At 58.4% G+C, this 11,180-nt stretch carries 9 protein-coding genes and 2 pseudogenes; 9 read left to right on the top strand and 2 right to left on the bottom strand.

Annotated features, from left to right (window positions below):
* Window positions 1-15: 15 nt before the first annotated feature.
* The 7 genes from K5Q35_RS21245 to K5Q35_RS21215 all read left to right on the top strand — a co-directional run bounded on the left by K5Q35_RS21245 (window position 16) and on the right by K5Q35_RS21215 (window position 6,984).
* Window positions 16-837, top strand: a complete 822-nt coding sequence (locus K5Q35_RS21245) for a CpsD/CapB family tyrosine-protein kinase (protein WP_220801265.1) — start codon at window positions 16-18, stop codon at window positions 835-837.
* Between the two features lie 177 nt (window positions 838-1,014).
* On the top strand, window positions 1,015-1,584 hold the full coding sequence (gene rfbC / locus K5Q35_RS21240) for a dTDP-4-dehydrorhamnose 3,5-epimerase (RefSeq protein WP_308443359.1): 570 nt from the start codon (window positions 1,015-1,017) through the stop codon (window positions 1,582-1,584).
* Entirely contained in the window at window positions 1,581-2,618 is a 1,038-nt protein-coding gene (rfbB, locus tag K5Q35_RS21235) for a dTDP-glucose 4,6-dehydratase (protein WP_220801263.1), read from the top strand. Before rfbC ends, rfbB begins: the two co-directional genes overlap by 4 nt.
* A 4-nt stretch (window positions 2,619-2,622) precedes the next feature.
* Entirely contained in the window at window positions 2,623-3,867 is a 1,245-nt protein-coding gene (locus K5Q35_RS21230; RefSeq protein WP_220801262.1) for a glycosyltransferase family 4 protein, read from the top strand.
* On the top strand, window positions 3,864-4,712 hold the full coding sequence (gene rfbD / locus K5Q35_RS21225; protein WP_259650624.1) for a dTDP-4-dehydrorhamnose reductase: 849 nt from the start codon (window positions 3,864-3,866) through the stop codon (window positions 4,710-4,712). The genes K5Q35_RS21230 and rfbD overlap by 4 nt, the downstream gene beginning before the upstream one ends.
* A gap of 12 nt (window positions 4,713-4,724) precedes the next feature.
* Entirely contained in the window at window positions 4,725-5,603 is an 879-nt protein-coding gene (gene rfbA / locus K5Q35_RS21220; protein ID WP_220801260.1) for a glucose-1-phosphate thymidylyltransferase RfbA, read from the top strand.
* 10 nt (window positions 5,604-5,613) lie between these two features.
* The gene (locus K5Q35_RS21215) at window positions 5,614-6,984 is read left to right on the top strand and encodes a phosphomannomutase (protein ID WP_220801259.1); all 1,371 of its coding nucleotides are present in this window, start codon (window positions 5,614-5,616) and stop codon (window positions 6,982-6,984) included.
* 81 nt (window positions 6,985-7,065) lie between these two features.
* On the opposite strand, the pseudogene K5Q35_RS21210 reads toward K5Q35_RS21215, so the two are convergent.
* A pseudogene (locus K5Q35_RS21210) lies at window positions 7,066-7,274 on the bottom strand (transposase domain-containing protein); the annotation flags it as partial.
* Window positions 7,275-7,577: 303 nt separating this feature from the next.
* On the opposite strand from K5Q35_RS21210, the gene K5Q35_RS21205 reads away from it, so the two are divergent.
* Both K5Q35_RS21205 and K5Q35_RS21200 read left to right on the top strand, forming a co-directional pair.
* Window positions 7,578-7,742 carry a hypothetical protein gene (locus tag K5Q35_RS21205; RefSeq protein ID WP_158308131.1) on the top strand — a complete coding sequence of 55 codons (165 nt, stop codon included), beginning with the start codon at window positions 7,578-7,580 and terminating at the stop codon, window positions 7,740-7,742.
* Window positions 7,732-9,819 carry a recombinase family protein gene (locus tag K5Q35_RS21200; RefSeq protein ID WP_220801258.1) on the top strand — a complete coding sequence of 696 codons (2,088 nt, stop codon included), beginning with the start codon at window positions 7,732-7,734 and terminating at the stop codon, window positions 9,817-9,819. The genes K5Q35_RS21205 and K5Q35_RS21200 overlap by 11 nt, the downstream gene beginning before the upstream one ends.
* Here the strand turns inward: K5Q35_RS21200 and K5Q35_RS21195 are convergent.
* Window positions 9,805-11,172, bottom strand: a pseudogene (locus tag K5Q35_RS21195) (IS66 family transposase); the annotation flags it as partial. The gene K5Q35_RS21200 and the pseudogene K5Q35_RS21195 sit on opposite strands and share 15 nt — an antisense overlap.
* Window positions 11,173-11,180: the final 8 nt, after the last annotated feature.

Raw genomic sequence — 11,180 nt, 5'->3', positions numbered from 1 at the left:
AAGGTCACGTCGCGTATGGAAAAACTGCAAGCCGCTTTGGAAAAAGCACGTCAGGCCCGGGGCACGCCCATGGGGACATTCCGGGAAAAACCGCACAGTGCCCTAAGGCAGAGTACGGGCAAGATCCTTCCTCAGGATGCTTTATGGGAAGGGCTGTCCTCCTTTGACGTCTCCGACAAACACCTGAGTGAACAGCGCATCGTGACCCGCCAGGCCGGACCCAGTGCCGCGCCTTTCGATATCCTGCGCACCAAGGTCTTGTTGCAGATGCGCCAGAACGGCTGGAAACGACTGGCCATTACCTCCCCGATGCCAAACTCGGGCAAGACCACCACTGCCTGTAATCTGGCGCTGGGGCTGGGCCGCCAGAAAGACCTGCGCGCCATTTTGATGGACCTCGATCTGCGTGATCCTTCGGTCCATTCCTTTTTCGAAGCAGAGCCCGCGCATGGGATCGGGGATCTGCTGGCCGGGCGCACGGCGTTCAGCGAACAGGCTTTGCGGATCGGGGAAAACGTGGCTGTTTCGATGGCCCGCAGTGCAGAAAACGACCCGACCCGTCTGCTGCTGGCGGAGGAATCCGTTTATGTCATCGACCACATCGAGGCGACTTATGCGCCTGATATCATGATCTTCGATTTGCCCTCCGTGCTGGTCAATGACGACACCCGCGCTTTTCTCAAGAATGTGGATTGTGCGCTGATCGTCGCCCGCGCCAATGCGACCCGCTATAGCCAGTTTGACACGTGCGAGCGTGAGATCAGCGAACAGACCAACGTTATCGGGACCGTTCTGAATGCTTACACAAACGCCAACTCCACCTCTGACGAAGGGTGAGAAACCATGGGGTTCCGGGGCGCAAAACCGGCGTTTGGACAAATGATGAGGATTTTAGGTAAACGGATCCCACACATCCCGCGTGAGCCCGCCCCTGATATCCCCATGGTAAGGATACTTGTTTAACCAACGCCATGCCCGGTGTATGGAATGCCTGATCAGGGCGAGGATAAAGAGTTGCAGATTGAAAAGACGAAATTGGCCGGTGTTTTTGTTCTGACACCCAAACGGTTCGGGGATGAGCGTGGGTTTTTCAGCGAAAGCTGGAGTGCGCGGGAGATGGCCGCGCAGGATCTGGATTTCACCTGGGTGCAGGACAATCATTCCCTGTCGATGCAGACAGGCACGGTGCGGGGCCTGCATTTTCAATCTCCCCCCCATGCGCAGGCCAAACTCGTGCGCTGCGGGCGTGGGGCGTTTTTCGATGTGGCTGTCGACATCCGGCGCGGTTCGCCCACCTATGGGCAATGGGTTGGGGAAGAGTTGAGCTATGAGAATGGCAAGCAGATGCTGGTGCCCACCGGTTTCCTGCATGGGTTCGCAACCCGCCAGCCCGAGACGGAAATCATCTACAAATGCTCTGATTATTACGCGCCCGAATGTGACGGAGCGGTCCGCTTTGACTGCCCGACCATCGGAATCGACTGGGGTTTGGGCAATATAGAGCCTGTTTTGTCATACAAAGACGCTGCAGCCCAAGGGCTTGCGGATTTCGACAGCCCGTTCGTCTGGGAGGGGGCGCAATGAAACTTCTGGTGACTGGCGGCGCGGGGTTCATCGGCTCTGCGGTGGTGCGGCAGGCAATTGCACAAGGACACCATGTGGTGAACCTTGATGCGCTGACTTATGCGGCATGCCTTGAGAATGTGGCCAGTGTCGCGGACGACCCCGCCTATGTTTTTGAGCACGCCGATATCCGCGACCGTGCGGCCCTCGACCGGATCTTTGCCACCCATAAACCCGATGCGGTGATGCATCTGGCCGCAGAAAGCCACGTGGACCGCTCCATCGACGGACCGGGCGATTTCATCGAGACGAATATCACCGGCACCTATCACCTGCTGGAAGCCGCCCGCGCCTATTGGACAGCCCAAGATAGGCCCCAAAGGTTCCGCTTTCATCATATCTCCACCGATGAGGTATTCGGGTCTTTGGGCGAGACCGGACAGTTCACCGAAGAAACCCCCTATGACCCACGCAGCCCCTATTCCGCCTCCAAGGCCGCGAGCGACCATCTTGTGTGCGCATGGCATGAGACCTACGGCTTGCCGATCGTCATGACCAATTGTTCGAACAATTACGGGCCCTACCATTTCCCCGAAAAACTCATCCCCGTGGTGATCCTGAACGCGCTGGCGGGCAAGGATATCCCTGTCTACGGCCAAGGGCTGAACGTGCGTGACTGGCTTTATGTCGAGGATCACGCGGACGCGCTGCTCACTGTTCTGCAAAAGGGCGCGCTAGGGCGCAGTTATAACATCGGCGGGGAGAACGAGGTGAAAAATGTCGATATCGTACGGATGATCTGTGCCATATTAGACACTAAAATTCCGAAAAAGACCCAATACGCGGACCAGATCCGCTTTGTCACCGACCGCCCCGGCCACGACCTGCGTTACGCCATCGACCCCACCCGCATTGCCACAGAACTGGGCTGGCGCCCCTCCGTTACCCTGGAGGAGGGGCTGAAAAAAACCGTGCAATGGTATCTCGACAACGAAGACTGGTGGCGCGCCCTGCAGGATCGTGAGGGTGTTGGAAAGCGCATAGGTAAAGGATAAGGCTTTGAGTGAGAGTAAATCCCGCATCGATTGTCTGCGCCTGCCTGATGAGGCCGGTGTAATGCTGCGATCTCGCCTTGGCCTCATGCCAACAGACGAATTGCGTATCAGCTATATCACGGGTCCTGGCGATGTTGTCGGCACTTATGAACAATGGAAGAACGGGCAGACTGATGCTCGTGTTCCGATTTTTGCGTACTCGACAATGTTCTATGAGCTTGCATCCCTGCTTGATGGGCACGGGCAGCTTCTTTGCGAAGTGGAGCCGCCATCTGATTGCACTGACCCTTTTCAGTTTGTGCGTCTTCCCTCCCTCAGCTACCGTGGGCGCATTGGTTACAGACTTGGTCAATCACGCCGCATTCGTGCAACGCTTGCAGCCATGGATGCCTTCAGGCCTCATTTAATCGTTGCATCGTCCCATGTTCCTGCCACGGCATGGCCTGCACTTTCGCGACGGGCCCCAGTCATTCTTTCAATCCATAACACATTCTGGCCGATGGGGCGTCCGTTGGTGGGAATCCAAGGTAATCTCAAATACAGGCTGTTACGGCGCCAAGCCACTTATCCCAGCTCGGCGGTTTGTATTTCGAACGAGTGTGCCCGGCAGGTCAGTGGGTTGACCGATGGTCGGGTCGCCGGCAGATTAGTGTGTCCACAAATACCGAGTACATATTTGGAAACACCGCGTCAAAGAGCCAGACGTCTGCTGTTCATTGGAAGGGTTGAGGAGAATAAAGGTGTTTTCCTGCTGCTTGAGGCATTTGCCAGCCTGATGCGTGACCATCCTGACCTGTCTTTAAGCTTTGCCGGGGCAGGGAGTGCGGATTTTGCGTTGCGGGAACGTGTTGAAGCGTTAGGCAGTTCCCGAGTGAAGTTGCTGGGGCGCTTATCGGCGCAGGGTATTCATCAGGCTATCTCAGAAGCTGATCTTCTCGTCTGCCCAACAATGACCAGCTTTAACGAAGGATTGGCCGTTGTTGGGTTTGAGGCCGCATCGCACGGTGTGCCCAGCGTCCTCAGCTCTGTCGTACCTGCCAAGGATCTGCTTGCCCCCTGCGCACTGGTGTTCCCGGCAAACGACGGCGCGGCACTGCGCGCTTGTTTATCCGAGCTTATTGAGAAGGACGCGACCTATGCTGAGCTAGTTCGGCGCACAGCAGATGTTTGCGATCTAATTTATGACAGGTCACGCTCATGGGGGTCACAACTCTATCTGGCCATGTTAGATGCTGTAGGCGCTGCGTGAAGCGTCTTCTCGTCTTTGGCCGGACAGGCCAGGTGGCCATGGAACTGGCGCGCTTCGACGGCGTGTCCTGTCTGGGACGGGACGTGGCGGATCTGACTGACCCCGGGGCCTGTGAGGCGGTGATTGCCGGGTGTGACGCGGATGCGGTGATTAATGCGGCCGCCTATACGGCAGTGGACAAAGCCGAAGAGGACCGCGACACGGCGATGATCGTCAACGCCATGGCACCGACTGCGATGGCAGCGGCCGCTGCTGCGCGGGGCATCCCTTTTGTGCATATCTCCACCGATTACGTATTTGATGGCTCCGGGCAGAAGCCCTGGCAACCGGACACGCCGACCGGCCCGCTGGGCGTCTACGGGGCCAGCAAGCTGGGCGGGGAAAAGGGTGTCGCAGCGGCAGGTGGCGCTCATGCAATCCTGCGCACATCCTGGGTGTTTTCCGCCCATGGCGCCAATTTCGTCAAAACCATGCGGCGTTTGGGGGCAGAACGGGACGCCCTCACCATCGTGGCGGATCAAATCGGTGGGCCGACCCCGGCACGCGATATTGCCGCCGCTTGTGTGGAAATTGCGCGCGCGCTGACCCAAGACCCATCAAAATCGGGCACCTATCATTTCAGCGGTGCGCCGGATGTCAGCTGGGCCGATTTCGCGCGCGAAATCTTTGCGCAAAGCGCGCTCAGCGTCGATGTCACCGATATCCCCACGTCCCAATACCCGACCCCGGCGCAACGCCCGCTGAATTCACGCCTCGATTGCAGCACAACCACAGCGACATTTGGCATCCAGCGCCCCGACTGGCGCACAGGGTTGGCCGGGGTCCTGAGCGATCTGAACACCTGAGGAGACGACCTAATGACCCCCCCCCAAACACAGCGCAAAGGCATCATTCTGGCGGGCGGCTCGGGCACGCGACTCTATCCGATCACGCTGGGTGTGTCGAAACAACTGCTGCCGATCTATGACAAGCCGATGATCTATTATCCGCTGTCGGTGCTGATGCTGGCGGGCATCCGCGAGATCGCGATGATTACCACCCCCGGCGATCAGGATCAGTTCCGGCGCATGCTGGGGGATGGCGCGCAATGGGGCATCAAACTGACCTATATCGTGCAACCCTCCCCCGATGGCCTCGCGCAGGCGTTTATTCTGGCGGAGGACTTTCTGGCCGGGGCCCCTTCGGCGCTGGTGCTGGGGGATAATATCTTTTTCGGACAGGGCCTGCCTGACCTGATGGCTGCCGCCGATGCGCAGCCCATGGGCGCGACCGTCTTTGGCTATCAGGTGGCCGATCCGCAGCGCTACGGCGTGGTGGATTTCGACGATGATGGCGTGGTGCGCGGGATTATCGAAAAACCCGAGGTGCCGCCTTCCAACCATGCGGTCACGGGGCTGTATTTTGTCGATGGAACCGCCCCCGCCAAAGCCCGCACCGTCAAACCTTCTGCGCGCGGTGAGGTTGAAATCACCACTCTGCTGGAGATTTATCTGGCCGAAGAGACCCTTACCGTGCAGCGGATGGGGCGCGGCTATGCATGGCTCGATACCGGCACCCATGGCAGCCTGCTCGATGCGGGCAACTTCGTGCGCACCATCGAAAAACGGCAAGGCCAACAGATCGGCTGCCCCGAAGAGGTTGCCTTTGAACTGGGTTGGATCAGTCGCGAGGATCTCGCCCGCGAGGCGCAAAAATACGCCAAGAATGATTACGGCACCTATCTGAGCCAGCTTTAGGGGGCGCCTCATGACGGTCAAATTCGGAACAAGCGGGCTGCGCGGGTTGGTCACCGGCATGACGCCGGAGCTCATCACCGCCCATGTGCAGTCGTTTCTGACCGCCTGCGATACGGGCGGAATTCTGTGTGTTGGGCAGGACCTGCGCCCCTCCTCCCCGCGCATCGCAGGGGATGTGATGGAGGCTGCGCGCACGCGGGGTATCCGCGTGATCGACTGCGGGGCCCTGCCCACACCTGCGCTGGCACTGGCGGCGCAAGGTCGGGGTGCGGGGGCCGTGATGGTTACCGGCAGCCATATCCCAGCCGATCGCAACGGGTTGAAATTCTATACCACGCAAGGAGAGATCACCAAGGCGGACGAGGCCGCGATCCTGCAGCACTTGGGCGAAACACCTGCGCCACCAGCCACGCCCGGCACGCTGGAAACGGATACCACCGCCACGCAGGCCTATGTCGCGCGCTATGTGAATGCCTTCGGCGCGGCGGCGCTTAGTGGTCGGCGCATCGGCGTCTATACCCATAGCGCGGTGGGCCGGGATGACCTGATGCAGATCCTGAACGGTCTGGGGGCCGAGGTGGTCGAGCTTGGCCGATCCGCCACATTCATCCCCGTCGATACCGAAGCTGTCGACCCCGACACCCGCGCGCAGATCGTGGCGTGGGTTCGGGCCCATGGGCTGGACGCGCTCGTGTCGACCGATGGCGATTCAGATCGCCCCCTGCTGGCGGATGAAACGGGCCGCGTGGTGCCGGGTGACATTCTGGGCCAGATCACAGCACAAGCCTTGGGGGCAGAGGTCATCGCAACGCCGATTTCTTCGAATAGTGGGGTGACCCAGAAGGGCTTCAAAGAGGTCAAGCTGACGCAAATCGGATCGCCCTATGTCATCGCCGCGATGGAAGAGACACAGGGCCGGGTCATAGGCTATGAAGCCAACGGCGGCTTCCTTCTGGGGTTCGACGCGATGGCCCCCGCAGGTCCCCTCCCTGCCCTCGTGACGCGCGACTGCACCCTGCCGATCCTGATGACGCTTTATGCCGGGCGCGGAGGTATAGCTGCTCGCGTGGCCCAAGAGCCTCCCGTGGTTACGGTCGCAGACCGGCTACAGGAAGTGGACCCGGCCAAAAGCCGTACCCTGATCGAACGCTGGCAGAACGATACCGCTGCCCGCGCTGATTTCCTGTCAGCTCTGGGCAAGAACGAGGCACACCTTGATCTGACGGACGGGTTACGCATGATACTGACAGACGGAGACGTCATCCACGTCCGCCCCTCGGGAAATGCGCCTGAACTGCGGGTTTATATTGAGGCGAAGAAGAGCGCTAACGCAGAAACCCTGCTCGCGGCTGTGTTGGACACTGTGAAAACCGCGCTTTGATCACAGGGGGTCGTTTTGCCGAAAACCCACACTTCAGCCATGTGATATTCTGACTTGGCGATGTCAGCGGTAAGCGTTGCTTCAGCCTTTAAAGTTCCATGGTAGCAGCTGGTCGATGTCCTTTTTTTGTAGCCATTGACGATGGCTGTAAGCACGCCGCTCAAGTAGCTGTGTGGCTCAATTTTATTGAGTTCGCAGGTCTCGATGAGCGATGCGAGCATGGCCCAGTTCTGGGCGCCGGCGTCGTGGCCCGCGAAGAGCGCGTTCTTGCGCTGAAGGGCCAGTTTCCGTTCATTCTGCCCATGTCGGGTCAGTTTATCGCGTGCAGTATAGGTGGCACGCATATTTTGGTGCCAATGTAAAAGTCTATAGGTCCTATCGGCGCGGCGATGGGACGTATGTGGGGATTGAACGAGATCCGGGCGTTGCTGTCATGGCTCCGGCCTGGGTTCTGGATGCTACAGTTTGCGGGCTGATGACATTGGGATCACCGGAGGTGTCGGTGGCCGGATTGCTGGATTTGTCCTCAATTCTGACATTGCAAGGTTTTCGGCGAAGCTTTGATGAGAGCGACTCATCGAAGGAAGCCGAACATGACCACCCTCAGAACAACCAATCTGGCGCAACTGCCTCTTCCATTTCATCCGCCAGTGACTGCCCCGATGAACGAGCAGGAGCGAGAGATGCTGAGGCAGGCTCTTGCACAATTGCTTCTGGAAGCGGCCAGCCTGACACAGGAGGGATCAAATGATGGGTAACAATGACCTCACACCTATCGCAATATTGCCGCCTGCGTTGTTGCAGCGCCGGGCTATAGTCTATGTCCGGCAATCGACACAAAGCCAGGTCATGACCAATCTTGAGAGCCAACGGCGGCAATACGACCTGGTGTCTTCTGCACGCCAGTACGGTTTCCAAGCGGTAGATGTCATCGACGATGATCTCGGGATATCCGCGAGTGGAAGCGCTGTCCGACCGGGATTCGAACGTTTGGTTGCGGCTCTCTGTTCTGGCGAAGTTGGTGCAGTGTTTTGCTTAGAAGTCTCTCGATTGGCCCGCAACGGACGGGACTGGCACCATGTTCTTGAGATCTGTGGCATGGTTGAGGCACGCGTTGTGGATCACGATGGCGTTTATGATCCTCGCCTCCCGAACGACCGACTTCTGTTAGGCATGAAGGGCAGCATCAGCGAGTTTGAACTGGGGATACTGCGAACGCGGATGCTGGACGCTGCCCGTGCGAAGGCCAGGCGTGGCGAACTGCGCTACACCCCACCGATTGGCTATCTTTGGGACCGAGATGTCGGGATCATGTTTGATCCAGACGTGCGGATTCAGGAGGTGATACGCGGGATATTCACTCGTTTTGAAGAACTTGGCAGCGCCAGACAGGTCCTGTTGTCGATGGCTGATCAGGGTATCCATTTTCCACGGCCATCGGACGGTATCCGGCTGACATCTTTTGAGTGGCAGCCAATCCGGTACCGCAATGTCATCAGCATTCTCAAAAATACGTTCTACGCAGGCGTTTATGCTTATGGTAAAACTGGGAAGAAGACGGAGATCAGGGACGGCCGCGCCCATGTCAGCTACAAAAATCACAAATCGCCCGAGGATTGGGAGGTGGTTCTCCACGACCACCACGCTGCCTATATCGAGTTGGGGGCGTATGAACGCAATCAGGCGCAACTCGCGCGCAATGCGTTTGGCAAGGCCGGTGGGACAAAGTCGGCCCGCGGTGGTCGAGCTTTGCTCGCCGGGCTCATGTCCTGTGCCAAATGTGGGAGACGGCTGCACGTTGTCTATGCGGGCCGAACACACCGTCCTGTCTATCGGTGTGACAATCCCAACCTGCTTTTGGGCCAAAAGCGGTGCTTCACATTCGGTGGTGCGCGCGCAGAGACCCCCATTGTTAGCGCCGTTTTGCAAGCCGTTGCCCCGCTGGCCATTGAGGCAGCGCTACAGGCGCAAATCTACATGAGCAATGCAGAGGAAGATCGACGCCAGCTGTTGGAGCTGGAACTGAAGCAAGCGGAATATGACGCCACGCTTGCAGAACGTCGATATGCGGCGTGTGACCCGGAGAACCGCCTGATAGCCGCGACGCTGGAGAAACGCTGGGAGGAAGCTCTCTCGCGGGTCCAAGCCTTCAAGGAACGCATGGCGAGCTCTCCAGACGCGCACGAGACCTTTGATCCAAGCGCATTGAACGGATTGGCGCAGGATCTAAAAGCCGCATGGGAGGCACCTACGGTGAGCATGCGTGCTCGCCAGCAACTGCTCCGGACCTTGATCGAGGACATCGTCGCCGATGTGGATGACACAAGCCGTGAGATTGTGCTGGTCGTCCACTGGAAAGGCGGGCGACACACGGAATTGCGGGTCAAAAAACCAAAGACTGGCGAGCATGGTGCAAAAACCAGCGAGGAGGCCTTAGCGATCATCCGCGAGATGGCAGGGCGATGGTCAGATGGATCCATTGCGGCCTCGCTGAACCGCATGGGCATCCGCACCGGTCAGGACAAAACATGGAATGCAAAGCGCGTGTCCTCCATAAGGCGCGTGAACAACATCCGCGGCTACCTCTCCGCTGACAAGGATAGCCCGTGGCGCACCATATCTGAGGCCGCAAAAGAGCTCGGTGTGACCAATCACGTGATCCGACGGCTGATCAAGGACGCAATTCTGCCTGCAAAACAGGTTGTCGATGGCGCGCCTTACCAAATCAGGACCGAAGACCTACAATCTGGTCAGGTAATACAAGCACTACGCCGCAAAAAGCGCCCGTGTCGCAGACAAAGCGACCAGCAGCTTTCAATGTTTACAAGCACTTAAAAAGGGGGTGCATAATGACCAACCATTCGCGATGGGGCGGATGGTGCGCTCGACGGCGTTGCTACCCATCTCGATCCGGCCATCAGTCAGGAACAAGATCAAGCCGTCCCAGTATTTGGCGATGTACTTCGGGGCTTCACCCGTTGGGGATTTGGCAGAGACCTGCGAACGTGAGCTATCGAGCCATTCTTTGAACGCTGCAATCTTCGGTGCGGATCGGTCTTGCCGGATGGCCTGGCGTTCTTCGGCTGTCAGCCCGCGGGCTTTGCTCTCTATCCGATAAAGCGCCGCAATCTGCCTGAGACCCTCCTCAGCAATGGGCGCGACATTGTTCTCGGTCAGCTCATAGAGCTTCCGTCGCGCGTGCGCCCAGCAGTAGGCCAGTTGGATTGGTTCATTGTCCCGTGGATCCAGCACGCGGTTGTATCCGGCATAGCCGTCCACCTGCAGTATGCCACTAAAGCCGTGCAATATTTGGGATGCGTATTTGCCGGATCGTCCTGGTGCATAGGTAAAAGCAACACCTGGCGGTTCTGGCCCCGTCCACGCCCGATCATCACGGGCCAGTGCCCAGAAATACCCTTTCTTCACCTTGCCCCTGCCAGGATCAAGAACAGGCGCTGGTGTCTCGTCCATGAACAGTTTGGTGGATGTCTTCAGATGCCTGAGCAGCGCGTCGTAGACCGGCACCAGTTCATGCGCTGCCTTACCGACCCATGAGGCCAAAGTAGACCGTTCGATCTCGACGCCTTGGCGGGCATAGATTTGTGATTGGCGGAACAGGGGTTGGTGATCAGCAAACTTGGAGACCAAGACAGTGGCAACAGTTGCCTCGGTTGGCATGCCACCTTCAATGAAACGCGGCACTGCCGGTACCTGCACAAAGCTGCCCTCGCATTTGCGGCAGGCATAGCGCGGTCGGCGGGTGACGATCACGCGGAACTGGGCGGGGACAATGTCCAGCCGCTCGCTCGCATCTTCGCTGATGACGTGACGCTCATGTCCACAGGCGCAGGTGGTGCTTTCTGGTGCGATGACCTCTTCAACACGTGGCAGATGTTTGGGTAGCACGCCGCGAGGTTTGCGTTTGGCTAATTTTGTCTTCGGCGGATCAACAGCTTCGTCTTCGGCATGCACCGCAGCCATTGCTGTCTCTATATCCTCCAGCGCTAGGTGATATTGATCCGGATGGGCCCTCTCAGACTTTGCCCCGAACAGGGCGCGCTTGAAGTCTGACAGCAGCTTCTCAAGACGTTCGATCCGCACATCTTTGCGCGCATTGCGCTCTTCCGAAGCGATGATCATCGCCTTCAAGGCATCGATATCGTCAGGCAATTGGTCCGGCGCAGTCATAGCGCAGA

Source organism: Roseobacter sp. OBYS 0001, assembly GCF_019654895.1.
In the GTDB taxonomy this organism is placed as follows: Bacteria; Pseudomonadota; Alphaproteobacteria; order Rhodobacterales; family Rhodobacteraceae; genus Roseobacter; species Roseobacter litoralis.
The sequence above is the reverse complement of the archived record's forward strand: the minus strand, read 5'-3'. Positions and strand labels throughout refer to the sequence as shown.

Coding starts and splice junctions, on each gene's coding strand:
- K5Q35_RS21245 (WP_220801265.1), top strand. CDS start 16: ATGGAAAAACTGCAAGCCGCTTTGGAAAAAGCACGTCAGGCCCGGGGC.
- rfbB (WP_220801263.1), top strand. CDS start 1,581: ATGAAACTTCTGGTGACTGGCGGCGCGGGGTTCATCGGCTCTGCGGTG.
- rfbA (WP_220801260.1), top strand. CDS start 4,725: ATGACCCCCCCCCAAACACAGCGCAAAGGCATCATTCTGGCGGGCGGC.
- K5Q35_RS21215 (WP_220801259.1), top strand. CDS start 5,614: ATGACGGTCAAATTCGGAACAAGCGGGCTGCGCGGGTTGGTCACCGGC.
- K5Q35_RS21205 (WP_158308131.1), top strand. CDS start 7,578: ATGACCACCCTCAGAACAACCAATCTGGCGCAACTGCCTCTTCCATTT.
- K5Q35_RS21200 (WP_220801258.1), top strand. CDS start 7,732: ATGATGGGTAACAATGACCTCACACCTATCGCAATATTGCCGCCTGCG.